Source organism: Serratia sp. Ae19-1 (assembly GCF_059801225.1).
Genome location: NZ_JBCHWD010000001.1, coordinates 432,656 through 450,157 on the forward strand (window position 1 = coordinate 432,656; position 17,502 = coordinate 450,157).

A 17,502-nucleotide genomic window follows, 5' to 3' on the forward strand; every position below is an offset into this window, starting at 1 on the left:
GGGCAATCGAACGGCCTGAAACCGGTTCCTCTTTTACCCTTTGCAAGGAGAACACATGAAGCAAATCGTTTATGTCGCCAGCCCGGAGAGCCAGCAGATCCACGTCTGGCAGTTGGACGACGCCGGCGCGCTGACGCTGCTGCAAACCGTTGACGTGCCGGGCCAGGTGCAGCCGATGACCCTTCATCCGGACAAGACCCACCTGTACGTCGGCGTGCGTCCGGCGTTCGGCATCGTCAGCTACCGCATCGAGGCGGACGGCACGCTGCAGCAGGCCGGCATGGCGCCGCTGCCGGGCAGCCCGACCCATATCTCCACCGATTTGCAGGGGCGTTACCTGTTCTCCGCCTCCTACAGCGGCAACTGCGCCAGCATCAGCCCGATCGGCCACGACGGCGTGGTAACGGCGCCGATCCAGCAGATCGACGGCCTGAACGCGCCACACTCGGCGAACATCGATCCGACCAACCAGCTGGTGCTGGTGCCGTGCCTGAAAGAAGACCGCATCCGCCTGTTCAATCTGAGCCTGGCCGGGCAGCTGACGCCGCACGCGCAGGACGCGGTGGATATCGCCGCCGGCGCCGGTCCGCGCCATATGGCGTTCCACCACAACGACAAGTTCGCCTACTGCGTCAATGAGCTGAATGGCACGGTAGACGTGCTGGCCATTTCGGAAAACGGCGGCAAGTACAGCGTGACGCAGACGCTGGACATCATGCCGAGCGATTTCGACGGCACCCGCTGGGCGGCGGACATTCATATCACGCCGAACGGCCGCTTCCTGTACACCAGCGATCGCACCGCCAGCATTCTGACCATCTTCAGCGTTTCCGAAGACGGCGGCACGCTGAGCCTGGTCGGCTATCATCCGACTGAAACGCAGCCGCGTGGTTTCAATATCGATCACAGTGGTCGCTTCGTGATTTCGTCCGGCCAGAAATCCGATCACATCGCGGTGCATGAGATTGACCAGAGCAGCGGCGAGCTGACCACGCTGGCGCGTTATCCGGTGGGCAAAGGCCCGATGTGGGTGAGCGTGCTGGCGAAGTAATTTGTCGGCCAGACTCGAGTGGAAAGCGCGGTGCGGTTGACCGCGCTTTTTTATTGGCGGGGGATCAGTTGAACATCACCGTCAGCGTGGCGCTGCCGAGACTGTGGAAATGGACGTTGAAGCCCACCAGCGCGCCGCTGGAACCCTCATCCACGTCAATGTGCTCCACGTCCAACGCATGCACGGTGAACTGATAGCGGTGGCTCTCGCCCGCTGGCGGCGCCGCGCCGCCGTAACCGGCCGAACCGAAGTCGGTGCGGGTCTGCAACGCGCCGGCGGGCAGCGGCGCTTTGCCTGAGCCCGCGCCCTGTGGCAGCTCGCGCACGTCGGCGGGAATGTTGGCCACCACCCAGTGCCACCAGCCGGAGCCGGTCGGGGCATCGGGATCGTAAACGGCGATCACGAAGCTCTTGGTGCCGGCCGGCACGCCGTCCCAGGCCAGGTGGGGCGACAGGTTATCGCCGTGGTAGCCCATGCCGTTGAAAACCTGCTGCTGCGGCAGCTTGCCGCCGTCCTGCAGATCGTTGCTGTACAAACGAAAAGCCATAGTGACTCCCAGTTGCGATAAAAGCAGAGCCCTTAAGCTAGATCTTTTTGGTGGAACAATACAACCCCTTGCGCCAGCGGCGGGCGGTTGATCTCGACGGTGACATGCACCAGTTCGGGATGAACGGCCAACAGTCGACGTATCCTGTCGGCGGTGAGGGCGCGATCGGCGCTGCTCAGGGCGATGACGCAATGATATTTTCCTTTGCCGATACGGCCTAAATGCAAATCGGTCAGCGTGAGCGAGTGGCCGGAGGTGGCCAGCGTTTGACGAATCTCTTGTGCAACGGGAGCGTCCATTTCGGCATCCAGCAAAATCTTCCCGCTATCGCGCATCAGGCTATAGGCCCAGGCGGCAACCATCATCGCGCCGACGATGCCCATCAGAGGATCGAGCCAAACGGCGCCCCAAAGCTTGCCGCCGAACAGTGCGACGATCGCCAGTACCGAAGTGGCCGCGTCGGCGATGACGTGGATATAAGCGGAACGCAGGTTGAGGTCATGATGATGGTCATCGTGGTCATCCCCGTGATGATGGTGGTGGCCGCCGCCGCGCAACAGCCAGGCGCAAAGCAGATTGACGGCCAGCCCGATCGTACCGATGGCGATGGCTTCGTTGTAATGAATCGGGCTGGGATTCATCAGCCTCTGCGCAGACTGGAACAGCATCAGCGCTGCCACCAGCACCAACAACACCGCGCTGGTGTAGCCGGCCAGCACTTCTATCTTCCAGGTGCCGAGGCTGAAGCGGCGATCTTTAGCCAGCCGTCGTGCGGCGCCGTAAGCCAGCACCGACAGGCCCAGAGCCAGCGCGTGCGAGCTCATGTGCCAACCGTCGGCCAGCAATGCCATCGAGTTAAACAGCCAGCCCCCGGCTATCTCGATGACCATCATACTGGCGGTGAGTATTACCGCCCATCTGGTGTTTCTTTCAGCCAATGGGTTACCATCGTCAAAAACGTGGCTGTGCTCGCGGCGCAAAGCGGGCGCGTGAGAAGTCATGGTGAAGTTCCTCAGCAAAAGGTAGTGTGCTGAAATATACTATACCCCAGTATAGTAAATAACAATCAGGCGGAAATGATGAGTCATACCATCAGAGATCAAAAGAAGCTGTTGGCGCGGGTGCGCCGCATTAAAGGGCAGGCCGAAGCGCTGGAGCGCGCGCTGGAAAGCGGCGGTGAGTGTTCTGCTATTCTGCAGCAGATTGCGGCGGTGCGCGGCGCGGTCAACGGTTTGATGGCGCAGGTGCTGGAAGGGCACGTGCGCGAACACTTGGCTGCTGCGGACGCCACGCCGCAGCAGCGTGAGCAAGACATCGAGCAATTGATGACCGTCTTACGTTCCTATATGAAATAACCATGATTTCACTGAAAAAACGCACGCCGTGGTTTGGCTGGCTGCGCCGTTGGGCCAAAAGCATCAAGCGCGATATCTATGCGCTGTGGCTGGCGGCCCGCGATCGCCGCACCCCGTGGTACGCCAAGCTGATCGCGCTGCTGGTGGCCGGCTATGCGATCTCGCCGATCGATCTGATCCCGGACTTCATTCCGGTATTGGGCTATCTGGATGATGTGATCATCGTGCCGTTGGGCATCATGCTGGCGGTGCGCCTGATCCCCAAGCCGCTGATGGCCGAGCTGCGCGAGAAGGCGCAACAGCGCGTCGATAATCCCACCGGCCGCATGGCGGCGGCGATGATCATTTTACTGTGGCTGCTGTGCCTGGGGCTGCTGGCCCGCTATCTGGACCAGCATTGGTAGGGTTCAGCGCGCGGCGGCGGCCACGGCGGCGGTCAGGCGGCTGAGCTGTTCCGCTTCGATGATGTAAGGCGGCATCAGGTAAATCAGTTTGCCGAACGGCCGGATCCACACCCCGCGCTCGACGAAACCGCGCTGCAGTTCGGCGACATCCACCGGTTCGCGCATCTCCACCACCCCAATCGCCCCCAGCACCCGCACGTCCGCCACCTTCGGCAGCGCCGCTAACGGCAGCAGTTCCTGCTTCAGCTGGGCTTCGATGGCGCTCACCTGTGCCTGCCAGCGATTTTCCGCCAGCAGCGCCATGCTGGCGTCCGCCACCGCGCAGGCCAGCGGGTTGCCCATAAAGGTCGGCCCGTGCATGAAGCAACCGGCTGCGCCGTTGCTGATGGTCTCCGCCACGTGGCGGGTGGTCAGGGTGGCGGAGAGGGTCATGTAACCGCCGGTCAGCGCCTTGCCCAGGCAGAGAATGTCCGGCACCACCTGCGCGTGTTCGCAGGCGAATAGCTTGCCGGTGCGGCCGAAGCCGGTAGCGATCTCGTCGGCGATCAGCAGCACCTGATGGCGATCGCACAGCTCGCGTACCCGCTTGAGGTAGGTTGGGTGGTAGATGCGCATGCCGCCGGCGCCTTGCACCACCGGCTCCAGGATCACCGCCGCCACCTCACCGGCGTGCTGCTCCAGCAGCGCGGCGAACGGGGCGATGTCCTCTTCACGCCATTCTTCGTCGAAGCGGCACTGCGGCGCGGTGGCGAACAGATGCGGTGCCAGATAGCCCTGATAGAGGCTATGCATCGAGTTGTCCGGATCGCAGACCGACATTGCGCCGAAGGTATCGCCGTGATAGCCGTGGCGCAGCGTCAGGATGCGCTGCCGCCGTTCGCCGCGCGCCTGCCAGTACTGCAGCGCCATCTTCAGCGACACTTCTACCGCCACCGAACCGGAATCCGCCAGGAACACGCACTGCAACGCTTCCGGCGTCATATCCACTAACCGGCGGCACAGCGAGATGGCGGCCGGATGGGTAATACCGCCGAACATCACGTGCGACATCTTTTCCAGCTGCTGGCTGGCGGCCTGATTCAGGTGCGGATGGTTGTAACCGTGGATCGCCGCCCACCAGGAGGACATGCCGTCCACCAGACGCCGGCCGTCGGCCAGCTGTAGCTCGACGCCGCTGGCCGACTCGATCGGATAACAGGGCAGCGGGCGGCTCATGGAGGTGTAGGGGTGCCAGATATGACGTTGGTCGAACGCCAGGTCGGAAGCGGTCACGGACATACTTGTAAACCAAATTGAATTAAGATTGGTTGACAGTATATCCACAATATTTAAACTGGCGACACTTTTTCGATTTGGAGACGCCATGATGGCCGACCGCATTCACTGGACAGTAGGGCAAGCCCAGGCCCTGTTTGATAAACCTCTGCTTGAACTGCTGTTCGAAGCGCAAACCGTACACCGCCAGCACTTCGACCCGCGTCAGGTGCAGGTCAGCACGCTGTTGTCGATCAAGACCGGCGCCTGCCCGGAAGACTGCAAATACTGCCCGCAGAGCTCGCGCTACAAAACCGGCCTGGAGTCGGAGCGGTTGATGCAGGTCGAGCAGGTGCTGGAATCGGCGCGCAAGGCCAAGGCGAACGGCTCGACCCGTTTTTGCATGGGCGCGGCGTGGAAGAACCCGCACGAGCGCGACATGCCTTATCTGCAGCAGATGGTGCAGGGCGTGAAAGCGATGGGCATGGAAACCTGCATGACGCTGGGTACGCTGGATGGCACCCAGGCCGAGCGGTTGGCGGAGGCCGGGCTGGATTACTACAACCATAATCTCGACACCTCGCCGGAGTTCTACGGCAGCATCATCACCACCCGCAGCTACCAGGAACGTTTGGATACGCTCGACAAGGTGCGCGACGCCGGCATCAAAGTCTGTTCCGGCGGCATCGTCGGGCTGGGAGAAACGGTGCGCGACCGCGCCGGGCTGCTGGTGCAGCTGGCCAACCTGCCTAAGCCGCCGGAGAGCGTGCCGATCAACATGCTGGTGAAGGTGAAAGGTACGCCGCTGGCGGATAACGACGATGTCGATCCATTCGATTTCATCCGTACCATCGCAGTCGCGCGCATCATGATGCCGGCCTCTTATGTCCGTCTCTCCGCCGGTCGTGAACAGATGAATGAACAGACGCAGGCGATGTGCTTCATGGCCGGCGCCAACTCGATCTTCTACGGCTGCAAGCTGCTGACCACGCCGAACCCGGAAGAAGACAAAGACCTGCAGCTGTTCCGCAAGCTGGGGTTGAACCCGCAGCAGACCGCCACCGAACACGGCGACAACCAGCAACAGCAGGTGCTGGCTAAGCAGCTGCTGAATGCCGATACCGCCGAGTTTTACAACGCGGCGCCGTGATGAGCTGGTCACAACGTATCGAGCAGGCGCTGGCGGAGCGGCGTTTGAACGCCGCCTACCGTCGCCGACAGGCCACCGAGGGCGGCAATGGCCGCCAGATCCGGCTTGGTGATCGTCTCTACCTGAATTTCTCCGGCAATGACTATCTGGGGCTGAGCCAGGATGCGCGGGTGATCGCCGCCTGGCAGCAGGGCGCGCAGCATTACGGCGTCGGCAGCGGCGGTTCGGGCCACGTTACCGGCTTTTGCGCGGCGCATCAGGCGCTGGAAGAGCAACTGGCGGAGTGGCTCGGTTATCCGCGCGCGCTGCTGTTCATTTCCGGCTATGCCGCCAATCAGGCGGTGTTGGCGGCGCTGATGCAGAAAGGCGATCGCATTTTGGCCGATCGTCTCAGCCACGCCTCGCTGCTGGAGGCGGCGGCGCAGTCGCCGGCCGAGCTGCGCCGCTTCCAGCACAATCAGCCGCAGGTATTGGCGGATCTGTTGGCCAAACCCTGCGACGGGCAGCGACTGGCGGTGACCGAAGGGGTGTTCAGCATGGACGGCGACGGCGCGCCGTTGGCGGAACTGCATCGTTTAACCCGTGCGGCGGGCGCCTGGCTGATGGTGGACGATGCCCACGGCGTCGGCGTGCGCGGCGAGCAAGGCCGCGGCAGCTGCTGGCAGCAGGGCGTGCGCCCTGAACTGTTGGTGGCGACCTTTGGCAAGGCGTTCGGCGTCAGCGGCGCGGCGGTGCTGTGCGATGAGGCGACCGCCGAGTACCTGCTGCAGTTCGCCCGCCATCTGATTTACAGCACCGCGATGCCGCCGGCGCAGGCCTGCGCGCTGCAGGCGGCGCTGGCCTGCATTCGAGAGGGCGATGAACTGCGCGCCCGACTGCAGGACAACATTCGGCGCTTCCGCCAGGGGGCGGCGCCGCTGGCGCTGACCCTGACGGACTCCGACACCGCCATCCAGCCGCTGCTGGTAGGGGACAATCAGCGCACGCTCGATTTGGCGACAAGGCTGCGCGAGCGCGGATTGTGGGTGAGCGCCATTCGTCCGCCGACGGTGCCGCCGGGCGGCGCGCGGCTGCGCATTACCCTGACGGCGGCGCATCAGCCGCAGGATATCGATCGTCTGCTGGAGGTATTGCATGACGTCAGCCAATGACAGGGTGAACAAACAGGCGGTCGCCTCGGCTTTCAGCCGCGCGGCTGGCAGCTACGACGCCGCCGCCGCGCTGCAGCGTGACGTTGGCGAGCGCTTACTGGAGATGGGCAGCGCTCATCCGGGCGAACGGCTGCTGGACGCCGGCTGCGGCACCGGCTATTTCAGCCGCCGGTGGCGCGAGCGCGGCAAGCAGGTGACGGCGCTCGATCTGGCACCAGGGATGTTGGCATTCGCCCGCCAGCAACAGGCGGCGCACCATTATCTGCTGGGCGATATCGAGCAGGTGCCGTTGCCCGACGCGGCGATGGACATCTGTTTCAGCAGCCTGGTGGTGCAGTGGTGCAGCGATCTGCCCGCGGCGTTGGCGGAGCTGTATCGCGTCACCCGGCCCGGCGGCGTGATCCTGTTCTCCACGCTGGCGGCGGGATCGCTGCAGGAGTTGGGGGACGCCTGGCAACAGGTGGATGGTGAGCGCCACGTGAACGCCTTCCTGCCGCTGGCGCAGATCCGCGCCGCCTGCGCCGACTATCGACACGAGCTGGTGACGGAGCTGCGCACCCTGAATTACCCGGACGTGATGACGCTGATGCGTTCGCTTAAGGGCATCGGGGCGACGCATCTGCACCAGGGACGCGAGGGCGGCCTGATGTCGCGCGGCCGTCTCGCCGCTTTGCAGGCGGCTTACCCGTGCCGGCAGGGGCAGTTCCCGCTCAGCTATCATCTGGCCTATGGAGTGATTTATCGTGATTAAACGTTGGTTCGTGACCGGCACCGACACCGAGGTCGGGAAAACTGTCGCCAGCAGCGCCTTGCTGCAGGCCGCCAATCTGGCGGGCTACCGCAGCGCCGGCTATAAGCCGGTGGCCTCGGGCAGCGAGATGACCGCCGAGGGGCTGCGCAACGGCGACGCGCTGGCGCTGCAGGCCAACAGCGGCGTGGCGCTGGGGTACGACGAAGTGAACCCTTACGTTTTTGCCGAACCGACTTCGCCGCATATCGTTAGCGCCGATGAAGGCCGGCCGATCGACGCGGCGCGGCTGTCCGACGGCCTGCGCCGGCTGGAACAGCGCGCCGACTGGGTATTGGTCGAGGGCGCCGGCGGGTGGTTTACTCCGTTGTCGGCGCAGTACACCTTCGCCGACTGGGTACAGCAGGAGCAACTGCCGGTGATCCTGGTGGTGGGCATCAAACTGGGCTGCATCAACCATGCGGTATTGACGGCGCAGGCGGTGCAACAGGCGGGGCTGACGCTGGCCGGTTGGATCGCCAACGACGTGGCACCGCCGGGGCGACGGCATCAGGAATACCTGGCCACGCTGCGCCGCATGCTGCCGGCGCCGCTGCTGGGCGAAATCCCGCACCTGCCGCAGGCCGAACGGGCGCCGTTGGGACAATATCTGGATATCAGCCTGTTATAAACTCTCAATGAGGGAGCCTCGCTCCCTCATCCTCCGTCCTGTCCCGCCAGACCGACGCCGATCAGCGCCTCATCCAGCTGCGCCAGCGCGCCGTGCGCCACCGTGCGCCCGCTATCCAGCAGGCAAAAGCGATCCGCCACCCGGCGCACGAACGGCAGCTGATGTTCTACCAACAAAATGGTCATGCCTAACTCATAGTTGAGCCTGCGGATCACGTTGCCGATGTCGGCGGCGATCGAAGGCGGCACGCCCGCCGTCGGTTCGTCGAGGATCAGCAGCGCCGGTTCCTGGGCCAACGCACGGCCGATGGCCAGCTGGCGTTGGGCGCCTGCGCACAGATCGCCGGCGCGGCGGGCGCGCATCTGGCGCAAGTTGGGGAACAGGCTGTAGATCAGCGGCGGAATGCGGCGAGGAGCGCCGCGCACGGCCATCTGCGCCACCTGCAGATTCTCCTCCACGCTCAGCTGCGAGAAGAGTTGCCGCCCCTGGGGCACGTGGCTGATGCCCAGCGCGGCCCGGCGCTCCATCGGCTGCAACAGCAGGTTTTGCGGCGGCTCATCCGCCGGCTGCCAGGTCATGCTGCCGCTCACCACCGGCAAGTGCCCCACGATACAGTTGACCAGCGTGGTTTTGCCCACGCCGTTGCGCCCGAGCAGCACGGTGCACTGGCCGCGCGGCAGCTCCAGATTGATGTCCCACAGGATGTGGTTCTGCCCGTAAAATTGATTGACCGATCTCAGGCTCAGCATTTGGCATTCTCCTCATCGACGCCCATTCCACCCGTTGGCGGGTTGCTGCAAAGGCCGCTTTTGCGGCTGATTTCCCGAGTGTGGCAATGCCTGGAACAAAATGCCGTCCGTCCGATGCCCGAACACGGTTAGCGGTGGACGGAATGACAGTCAATATGTCGTGAAAAGCGACGCTTATGACGACTTGGTGTCGTTCTCGCGCTTTTACGAAGGATAGTGCGACGCCGGGATGGGGCACTGGGCAGCGCATTATGCTGCCGCGTCCGGTGTGCACGCAGAAAGATAAAGCAACTCCCAGGCCAGTTTTTTCGTCGGATGAAAATGGCAGGTTGTTATCGTCTTGTTAACCGCCGGTCGGGCCTGGCGGGCGGCGCCGCGGCGGCTCGAAAATACGCGGGGAAGTTAACCCGAACGTTTTTTGCACTCTTGTGGTGCTCCCCGAGGTGGGCGTGGTGCAAGGCGTTGCGCCGCCGTCAAGAACGATCGGGGCGAAAGGGGACAATGCGATTTTGGCAATGGGGATTTTTAGTATTAATCGGCATAAACAAAGCGATATTTTTATGAAAAAATAACTAAAAAAGGCATTTTGGCGAGTGTAAAGGGCGAAAAGCTTTCTTTCTGTAACTCCCGCCACGGGCGGGGCGGTGAGAGTTATCCACTATTCCTGTGGATAACCTTGTGTATTAGATTTAGAAAAACGCTGTAAAGCGAGAGCGGACGCGGGTTCTGTTCGCTTTGTCCGCATTCTCGTCTTTTTATTAAATTAATTAAATATCAATAGGTTAATTAAAATCAAGACGCAAGGGTATTGTTCGCGCTTCTATGTATGATTTTTCGCCGCGGTGCTATCAATAAGTTAATTTGCGGCAAGTTCTGGGGATAAATCTGTTATTGACAATAAAAATGTCACCCGACTGTAACGCCACGGTGCAATGACGCGCTCGCCACGCCGGGCGCAGCGACGAATCCGCTTGAAGCTGGTTTTATATCCAGTATCATGGGCACTGGCGCAAATCGCCGACACTTTCCATAATTAGGGGCCATGCCCGGCGCAGAGCCGGCTGGCCGCCTGAGCGCGCGCATCTCCACAGGGTAGCCGAGCCATGAGTAAACTGTTCAAACTGCATTCTGAATTCAAACCGGCCGGCGATCAGCCGGAAGCCATCCGCAAGCTGGAAGAGGGGCTGGAAGACGGCCTGGCGCACCAGACGCTGCTGGGGGTCACCGGTTCGGGCAAGACCTTCACCATCGCCAACGTGATAGCCGATTTAAATCGGCCGACCATGGTGCTGGCGCCGAACAAGACGTTGGCGGCGCAGCTGTACGGCGAGATGAAAGAGTTTTTCCCGGAGAATGCGGTGGAGTACTTCGTCTCCTACTACGACTACTACCAGCCGGAAGCCTACGTGCCGAGCTCCGACACCTTCATTGAAAAAGACGCGTCGGTGAACGAGCACATCGAGCAGATGCGTCTTTCCGCCACCAAGGCGCTGCTCGAACGGCGCGACGTGGTGGTGGTGGCGTCGGTGTCGGCGATCTACGGCCTGGGGGATCCGGATCTTTACCTGAAGATGATGCTGCATCTGACCCAGGGCATGATCATCGATCAACGCTCCATTTTGCGCCGGCTGGCGGAGCTGCAGTATTCCCGCAACGATCAGGCCTTCCAGCGCGCCACCTTCCGCGTGCGCGGCGAGGTGATCGACATTTACCCGGCGGAATCGGACGAGCTGGCGCTGCGCGTCGAGCTGTTCGACGAAGAAGTGGAACGGCTGTCGCTGTTCGATCCGCTGACCGGGCAGATCGAGCAGGTGGTGCCGCGTTTTACCATTTACCCTAAGTCGCACTACGTCACGCCGCGCGAGCGGATCATGCAGGCGATGGAAGAGATCAAGGTCGATCTGGCGGACCGCCGCAAGGTGTTGCTGGCCAACAACAAGCTGCTGGAAGAGCAGCGCCTGACGCAGCGCACCCAGTTCGATCTGGAGATGATGAACGAACTGGGTTACTGCTCGGGCATCGAAAACTATTCGCGCTACCTGTCCGGCCGCGCCGAGGGTGAACCGCCGCCGACGCTGTTCGATTACCTGCCGGCGGACGGCCTGCTGGTGGTCGACGAATCCCACGTCACCATTCCGCAGATCGGCGCGATGTTCAAGGGCGACCGCGCGCGTAAGGAAACGCTGGTGGAATACGGTTTCCGCCTGCCGTCGGCGCTGGATAACCGCCCGCTGCGCTTCGAGGAGTTCGAGGCGCTGGCACCGCAGACCATCTATGTCTCCGCGACGCCGGGCAAATATGAGCTGGAGAAATCCGGCGGCGATCTGATCGATCAGGTGGTGCGTCCGACCGGGTTGCTGGATCCGATCGTCGAGGTGCGGCCGGTCGCCACCCAGGTGGACGATCTGCTCTCCGAGATCCGCAAGCGCGCGGCGATCAACGAGCGCGTGCTGGTGACCACCCTGACCAAACGCATGGCGGAAGATCTGACCGAATACCTGGAAGAGCATGGCGAGCGCGTGCGCTATCTGCACTCGGACATCGATACCGTGGAACGGGTCGAAATCATCCGCGATCTGCGTCTGGGCGAGTTTGACGTGCTGGTGGGCATCAACCTGTTGCGTGAGGGGCTCGACATGCCTGAGGTGTCGCTGGTGGCGATTCTGGACGCCGACAAGGAAGGCTTCCTGCGCTCCGAGCGTTCGCTGATCCAGACCATCGGCCGCGCGGCGCGTAACCTGAACGGCAAAGCGATCCTGTATGGCGATCGCATCACCGATTCAATGGCCAAGGCGATCGGCGAAACCGAGCGGCGCCGCGCCAAGCAGCAGGCGTACAACGAAGCCAACGGCATCGTGCCGCAGGGGCTGAACAAGAAGATCGGCGATATCCTGCAGATCGGCCAACCGGTCAACCGCGCCAAGGGCAAAGGCAAGGGCAAGGCGGCGGAAAGCGGCGCTCAGCTTCAGAACCTTACGCCGAAAGCGTTGGATCAGAAGATCCGCGATCTGGAGGCGCAGATGTACACTCACGCGCAGAACCTGGAGTTCGAACAGGCGGCGGCGTTGCGCGACGAAATCCATCAGCTGCGCGAGCAGTTCATCGCGATTTCCTGATCGTTTGGCGGCGCCTGCGCTGCGGGCGTCAAAATTCCTTGTCGGCCGCGTCAAAGCTGTTATGGTGTGCGGCCCGATCTGACCGCGAGAGTACCGAACATGAACCAACACCAGTCTAAAGATCCGCTGCACGGCATAACGCTGGAGCAACTGCTGAATAAACTGGTGGATCACTACGGTTGGTCCGAGCTGGGCGAGCGCATTCGCATCAACTGTTTCCGCAGCGATCCGAGCATCAAGTCCAGCCTGAAGTTTTTGCGCCGTACGCCCTGGGCGCGCAAAGAGGTGGAAGATTTGTATATCGATATGGTCAGGCATCCCGCCCCGGCCAGCGATAACCCCTGGCTGCGCGGGCGCGACGGCTAAATTCGGTCAGCGGCGGGCGGCCAGCTCCACCAGCGCTTGATCCAGCGCCTGACGCAGCAGCTGGCGATCGTGGCGGTAGGGGATGTCGCTCGCTTCCAGCGGCTGTTGAATCACCACCCGATCTTGCACTTCACTGGCGTCCACCGCCGGGCCGACGATCAGCGCGTCGATCATAGGGCGGCCGATCTTATCTTCCATCAGCGTCAGCTTATCCTTTAACGACAGCGCCGCGGCGGCCACGCTCAGCTCGCGGCCGAGGTTGCCGATATAGATCATGCTGGCGCTGCTGCGGCGCAGCGCCTGGGTGAGATCGTCCAGCAGCAGCAGCGGCATCAGGCTGGTGAGAAAACTGCCTGGCCCGATCAGGATCACGTCGGCCTGCGCGATGGCGTCCAGCGCTTCGCGCGTGGCGTTGACCGGCGGCGACAGCATCAGCTCCTGCGGCATATGGGTCAGCTGATCGACATTCACTTCACCGTAAACATGGTTGCCTTCGTGATCGTGCGCCATCAAATCCACCGGCTGTTCCGACATCGGGATCAGCGCGGCGTCCACCTTCAGCAGGCTGCGCACCAGGTTGATCGCCTCCAGCGGGCGCACGCTCAGGTGATCCAGCGCTTTCAACATCAGGTTGCCGAGGTTGTGGCCGGCCAGTTCGCCGTTGCCGCTGAAGCGGTATTCGAACATCGCCGAGGCGACGCTCGGTTCGGTGATCAGCTGGTTGAGACAGTTACGGGTATCGCCCCAGGCAATGCCGCCTTCCGAACGACGGATACGGCCGGTGGAGCCGCCGTTGTCGGTGGTGGTGACGATGCCGGTCAGGCGTGAGCCTAAGGACGACAGGGCCGACATGACACGGCCCAGGCCGTGTCCGCCGCCTAACGCCACCACGCGGTCGAGATCGGCCAGGGTACGATTGAGCATAAATTTCCTTACAAAGAGGCTGAACTGCCCGCATAAGGTAGCGGATCCGGCGTAAAAACGCGATAAGAGTGTCATTTGCGTGATTCCGGTCAATTCGTCCGCGCAAGCGATGTTTATCATGGTTTGCCAGAATACGCGGCGTCTAAAAACGCTGTATAGACAATTATATAGCGAATTTACGCGTTGGCTATCGTTACCGATTAGCGCTAGAATTCTGTTGAAAACCACGGTTTCGTTCCGGCTACTTAAGGTAGCGGAAAGAGAAATCAAACTCCTAGCCCCTGCGCCTACGTTGTTCATCATGAACGATATGGCGCCTGGGCCGTGGCGAAGTCAGCCACCAGGGTGCAGAGCGGAAACGCTCGCATCTCCCGACTTTGGAAAGGTGTTATGGTACCGCAACTCATTGATGCTTATGAGCGCAAGTTCTATTACCTGCGCTTGTCGATCACCGACGTGTGCAATTTTCGTTGCACCTATTGTCTGCCCGATGGCTACAAGCCGAGCGGCAGCCCGAAAAGCTTCCTGTCGCTGGATGAAATCCGCCGCGTCAGCCGCGCGTTCGCCGAACTGGGCACCGAAAAGGTGCGCCTGACCGGCGGCGAGCCTTCGCTACGCCGCGATTTTACCGAGATCATCGCCGCCGTGCGGGAAAACCCGGCCATTCGCACGCTGGCGGTCACCACCAACGGCTACCGGCTGGCGCGCGACGTCGCCGCCTGGCGTGACGCCGGTCTGACGGCGATCAACGTCAGCGTCGACAGCCTGGATCCGCGCCAGTTTCACGCCATTACCGGTCAGGATAAGTTCCGCCAGGTGATGGACGGTATCGACGCCGCCTTTAGCGCCGGTTTCAGCAAGGTCAAGGTCAACGCGGTGCTGATGCGCGACGTTAACCACCAGCAGCTCGGCGCCTTTCTCACCTGGATCAAGGATCGGCCGATTCAGCTGCGCTTTATCGAACTGATGTAAACCGGCGAGGGCGGCGAGCTGTTTCGCAAACACCACGTCTCCGGCGAAGTGATTCGCCAGCAGCTGGAGCAGCAGGGCTGGCAGCGCCAGGCGCGCGGCCGCAGCGATGGCCCGGCGCAGGTGTTCAGCCACCCGGACTATCAGGGCGAGGTGGGGCTTATCATGCCGTACGAAAAAGACTTCTGCGCCAGCTGCAACCGACTGCGCGTTTCTTCCATCGGCAATCTGCACCTGTGCCTGTTCGGCGAGCAGGGCGTGCCCCTGCGCGATCTGCTGGCGGACGACGGCCAGCTCGACGCGCTGAAGGCGCGCATCCAGCGCGGGCTGCTGAGCAAGAAGCAGACCCATTTCCTGCATCAGGGCAACAGCGGGATTACCCAGAACCTGTCGTTTATCGGCGGCTGACAGCCAATAGGAGCTTATTGAACCATGAGCCATGCGAGCAGCGAATTTATTGCGGCGCACATCGCCATACTGACCGTGTCCGACAGTCGCGGCGCGGCGGAGGATACCTCCGGCCAATACCTGCAGGAAGCGGCGCAGGAAGCCGGCCATCAGGTGGTGGATCGCGCCATCGTCAAAGATGACATTTACCAGATCCGCGCGCGGGTTTCCGCCTGGATCGCCGATGACAACGTGCAGGCGGTGCTGATCACCGGCGGCACCGGTTTTACCGCCCGCGACAACACGCCGGAAGCGCTGTTGCCGCTGTTCGACAGAGAGGTGGAGGGGTTCGGCGAACTGTTCCGCATGGTGTCGTACGAAGAGATCGGCACCGCGACGATCCAGTCGCGCGCGCTGGCCGGCCTGGCCAACCGCACGGTGATTTTCGCCATGCCGGGATCTACCCGCGCCTGCCGCACCGCCTGGGAGCGGATTATCGAAGAGCAGTTGGACGCGCGCCATCGGCCGTGCAACTTCCAGCCCCATTTGAAGAAGCCCTGAGTCATGACACAGCTAACCCACATTAACGCCGCCGGCGAAGCCCATATGGTCGACGTTTCCGCCAAGGCGGAAACGGTGCGCGAGGCGCGCGCCGAAGCCTTCGTCGAGATGCTGCCCGCCACGCTGGCGATGATCGTCGACGGTAGCCATCACAAGGGCGACGTGTTCGCCACGGCGCGCATCGCCGGTATTCAGGCGGCCAAGCGCACCTGGGAGCTGATCCCGCTGTGCCATCCACTGATGCTGAGCAAGGTCGAAGTGCAGCTGGAGGCGCAGACGCAGCACAACCGGGTGCGCATCGAAACCTGCTGCCGGCTGACCGGCAAAACCGGCGTCGAGATGGAGGCGCTGACCGCCGCCTCGGTAGCGGCATTGACCATCTATGACATGTGCAAAGCGGTGCAGAAAGACATGGTGATCGGCCCGGTGCGCCTGCTGGCGAAAAGCGGCGGCAAATCCGGCGATTTTAAGGTGAACGCATGATCGATATTCTTTTCTTCGCGCAGGTGCGCGAATTGGTGGGCACCGGCGGTCTGTCGATGCCGGCGGATTATCCCACCGTTGAGGCGTTGCGTCAGGCGCTGTGTGCGCGCGGCGATCGCTGGGCGTTGGCGCTGGAGTCCGGCAAGCTGCTGGCGGCGGTCAATCAGTCGCTGGTGGCGGCGGACCATCCGCTGCGCGCCGGCGATGAAGTGGCTTTCTTCCCGCCGGTCACCGGGGGGTAAACATGGAAAACACCCGCATTCGCGTGGGCGAAGCGCCGTTCAACGTCGGCGACGAGTATCAGTGGCTGGCGCAGTGCGACGCCGACGGCGCGGTGGTGACCTTCACTGGCAAGGTGCGCAACCATAATCTGGGTGACGACGTCAGCGCGCTGACGCTGGAACACTACCCCGGCATGACCGAGAAGGCGCTGGCGGAGATCGTGGCCGAGGCGCGCAGCCGTTGGCCGCTGCAGCGCGTGACGGTGATCCACCGCGTCGGCGCGCTGTATCCCGGCGACGAGATCGTGTTCGTCGGCGTGACCGGCGCGCACCGCAGCATGGCGTTCGCCGCCAGCGAGTTCATCATGGACTACCTGAAGACCCGCGCGCCGTTCTGGAAGCGCGAAGCCACCGGCCAGGGCGATCGTTGGGTGGACGCCCGCGACAGCGATCGTCAGGCGGCGCAGCGCTGGCAAAAAGCGGCTAAATAGCGCGTCAACAGCGGAAACAAATCAATACCTTTGCCGCTTTCGCGCGGCATATTCTGTGGTACGCTTATAGCAGGCGAAGCCCCGCTCGCGGGGCTTCGGAATCTTGTTTACAACGCAAAAGGTAACCGTCATGGACCGATATCCACGCTCTAATGGTTCAATCGTCGAACGTGCCAACAGCGGCATTCAGGCCTACATGGCGCAGGTTTACGGCTGGATGACCTGCGGTCTGCTGCTGACGGCGTTCGTTTCCTGGTATGCGGCCAACACGCCCGCGATCCTCAACTTCATCTTCTCCAGCCAGATCACCTTCTTCGGTCTGATCATTGCTCAATTAGCGCTGGTGTTTGTGATTTCCGGCATGGTCAATCGCCTGAGCGGCACGGTGGCTACTTCTCTGTTCATGCTGTACTCGGCGCTGACCGGGCTGACGCTGTCGAGCATCTTCATCGCTTACACCTACAGCTCGATCGCCAGCACCTTCGTGGTTACCGCCGGCATGTTCGGCGCCATGAGCCTGTACGGCTACACCACCAAACGCGATCTGAGCGGCTTCGGCAGCATGCTGTTCATGGCGCTGATCGGCATCGTGCTGGCCTCGCTGGTGAACATCTGGCTGAAGAGCACCGCGCTGATGTGGGCGATTACCTACATCGGGGTGGTGGTGTTTGTCGGCCTGACCGCCTACGACACGCAAAAACTCAAGGCGATGGGCGAGCAGCTGAATGCCGATGATAAAGACGGCTTCCGCAAGTACGCCATCGTTGGCGCGCTGACGCTGTATCTCGACTTCATCAACCTGTTCCTGATGTTGCTGCGTATCTTCGGCAACCGTCGCTAAATCCTTTGTTTTTCAAACTATAGGGTATCTGGCGATCAAAAAGCTCTGCATGTGACATGCAGAG

At 62.1% G+C, this 17,502-nt stretch carries 19 protein-coding genes, 1 pseudogene and 1 riboswitch; of the genes and pseudogenes, 15 read left to right on the top strand and 5 right to left on the bottom strand.

Annotation, left to right across the window (positions count from 1 at the left end):
• Positions 1-55 precede the first annotated feature (55 nt).
• Positions 56-1,051, top strand: coding sequence for a 6-phosphogluconolactonase (gene pgl, locus AAIE04_RS02145; protein WP_154746701.1), 996 nt, complete (start codon positions 56-58; stop codon positions 1,049-1,051).
• 64 nt (positions 1,052-1,115) lie between these two features.
• Here the strand turns inward: pgl and AAIE04_RS02150 are convergent, their stop codons facing one another.
• Together AAIE04_RS02150 and dmeF are read right to left on the bottom strand one after the other, a co-directional pair.
• Positions 1,116-1,598, bottom strand: coding sequence for a kinase inhibitor (locus AAIE04_RS02150; protein WP_019454001.1), 483 nt, complete (start codon positions 1,596-1,598; stop codon positions 1,116-1,118).
• A gap of 32 nt (positions 1,599-1,630) precedes the next feature.
• Entirely contained in the window at positions 1,631-2,599 is a 969-nt protein-coding gene (dmeF, locus tag AAIE04_RS02155) for a CDF family Co(II)/Ni(II) efflux transporter DmeF (protein WP_498576399.1), read from the bottom strand.
• Between the two features lie 78 nt (positions 2,600-2,677).
• Between dmeF and AAIE04_RS02160 the strand changes: the two genes are divergently transcribed.
• A complete protein-coding gene (locus AAIE04_RS02160) occupies positions 2,678-2,953 on the top strand; it encodes a metal/formaldehyde-sensitive transcriptional repressor (RefSeq protein ID WP_019453999.1) in 276 nt (91 codons plus the stop codon).
• A 2-nt stretch (positions 2,954-2,955) separates the two neighbouring features.
• Positions 2,956-3,357: a YkvA family protein gene (locus AAIE04_RS02165; protein WP_019453998.1), complete on the top strand. Its 402-nt coding sequence runs from the start codon at positions 2,956-2,958 to the stop codon at positions 3,355-3,357.
• Positions 3,358-3,360: 3 nt separating this feature from the next.
• Here AAIE04_RS02165 and bioA read toward each other — a convergent pair whose 3' ends face one another.
• Positions 3,361-4,635 (bottom strand): adenosylmethionine--8-amino-7-oxononanoate transaminase, encoded by a 1,275-nt coding sequence (bioA, locus tag AAIE04_RS02170; RefSeq protein ID WP_019453997.1) that lies wholly within the window; start codon positions 4,633-4,635, stop codon positions 3,361-3,363.
• Between the two features lie 88 nt (positions 4,636-4,723).
• On the opposite strand from bioA, the gene bioB reads away from it, so the two are divergent.
• The 4 genes from bioB to bioD are packed head-to-tail and all read left to right on the top strand — an operon-like array spanning position 4,724 to position 8,330.
• On the top strand, positions 4,724-5,761 hold the full coding sequence (gene bioB / locus AAIE04_RS02175) for a biotin synthase BioB (protein WP_025160023.1): 1,038 nt from the start codon (positions 4,724-4,726) through the stop codon (positions 5,759-5,761).
• A complete protein-coding gene (gene bioF, locus AAIE04_RS02180) occupies positions 5,761-6,912 on the top strand; it encodes an 8-amino-7-oxononanoate synthase (protein ID WP_498576400.1) in 1,152 nt (383 codons plus the stop codon). Before bioB ends, bioF begins: the two co-directional genes overlap by 1 nt.
• Positions 6,896-7,663 carry a malonyl-ACP O-methyltransferase BioC gene (gene bioC / locus AAIE04_RS02185; RefSeq protein WP_198636083.1) on the top strand — a complete coding sequence of 256 codons (768 nt, stop codon included), beginning with the start codon at positions 6,896-6,898 and terminating at the stop codon, positions 7,661-7,663. The genes bioF and bioC overlap by 17 nt, the downstream gene beginning before the upstream one ends.
• Positions 7,656-8,330: a dethiobiotin synthase gene (gene bioD / locus AAIE04_RS02190; RefSeq protein WP_021504003.1), complete on the top strand. Its 675-nt coding sequence runs from the start codon at positions 7,656-7,658 to the stop codon at positions 8,328-8,330. The genes bioC and bioD overlap by 8 nt, the downstream gene beginning before the upstream one ends.
• 26 nt (positions 8,331-8,356) lie before the next feature.
• Here bioD and AAIE04_RS02195 read toward each other — a convergent pair whose 3' ends face one another.
• Positions 8,357-9,079 (bottom strand): ATP-binding cassette domain-containing protein, encoded by a 723-nt coding sequence (locus AAIE04_RS02195; RefSeq protein ID WP_019453992.1) that lies wholly within the window; start codon positions 9,077-9,079, stop codon positions 8,357-8,359.
• A 1,103-nt stretch (positions 9,080-10,182) separates the two neighbouring features.
• Between AAIE04_RS02195 and uvrB the strand changes: the two genes are divergently transcribed.
• Positions 10,183-12,195 carry an excinuclease ABC subunit UvrB gene (gene uvrB / locus AAIE04_RS02200; protein WP_498576401.1) on the top strand — a complete coding sequence of 671 codons (2,013 nt, stop codon included), beginning with the start codon at positions 10,183-10,185 and terminating at the stop codon, positions 12,193-12,195.
• Positions 12,196-12,294: 99 nt separating this feature from the next.
• Positions 12,295-12,561, top strand: a complete 267-nt coding sequence (locus AAIE04_RS02205) for a VF530 family protein (protein ID WP_498576402.1) — start codon at positions 12,295-12,297, stop codon at positions 12,559-12,561.
• A 6-nt stretch (positions 12,562-12,567) separates the two neighbouring features.
• Here the strand turns inward: AAIE04_RS02205 and yvcK are convergent, their stop codons facing one another.
• Positions 12,568-13,485, bottom strand: a complete 918-nt coding sequence (yvcK, locus tag AAIE04_RS02210; RefSeq protein ID WP_063918936.1) for a uridine diphosphate-N-acetylglucosamine-binding protein YvcK — start codon at positions 13,483-13,485, stop codon at positions 12,568-12,570.
• 259 nt (positions 13,486-13,744) lie between these two features.
• Positions 13,745-13,889: riboswitch (molybdenum cofactor riboswitch) on the top strand.
• Here yvcK and moaA point away from each other — a divergent pair.
• The 6 genes and pseudogenes from moaA (at position 13,876) to AAIE04_RS02240 (ending at position 17,438) form a co-directional block, all read left to right on the top strand.
• Positions 13,876-14,862 (top strand): annotated as a pseudogene (moaA, locus tag AAIE04_RS02215) (GTP 3',8-cyclase MoaA). Its footprint overlaps the riboswitch before it by 14 nt.
• A gap of 24 nt (positions 14,863-14,886) precedes the next feature.
• Complete coding sequence (gene moaB, locus AAIE04_RS02220) at positions 14,887-15,402, top strand: molybdenum cofactor biosynthesis protein B (protein ID WP_019453987.1); 516 nt, start codon at positions 14,887-14,889, stop codon at positions 15,400-15,402.
• Positions 15,403-15,405: 3 nt separating this feature from the next.
• A complete protein-coding gene (moaC, locus tag AAIE04_RS02225; protein WP_019453986.1) occupies positions 15,406-15,885 on the top strand; it encodes a cyclic pyranopterin monophosphate synthase MoaC in 480 nt (159 codons plus the stop codon).
• Positions 15,882-16,127, top strand: a complete 246-nt coding sequence (moaD, locus tag AAIE04_RS02230; protein ID WP_019453985.1) for a molybdopterin synthase sulfur carrier subunit — start codon at positions 15,882-15,884, stop codon at positions 16,125-16,127. The genes moaC and moaD overlap by 4 nt, the downstream gene beginning before the upstream one ends.
• Before the next feature lie 2 nt (positions 16,128-16,129).
• Positions 16,130-16,597 (top strand): molybdopterin synthase catalytic subunit MoaE, encoded by a 468-nt coding sequence (gene moaE, locus AAIE04_RS02235; RefSeq protein WP_019453984.1) that lies wholly within the window; start codon positions 16,130-16,132, stop codon positions 16,595-16,597.
• 130 nt (positions 16,598-16,727) lie between these two features.
• Positions 16,728-17,438 carry a Bax inhibitor-1/YccA family protein gene (locus tag AAIE04_RS02240; protein ID WP_198636080.1) on the top strand — a complete coding sequence of 237 codons (711 nt, stop codon included), beginning with the start codon at positions 16,728-16,730 and terminating at the stop codon, positions 17,436-17,438.
• The last annotated feature ends 64 nt before the right edge of the window (positions 17,439-17,502 follow it).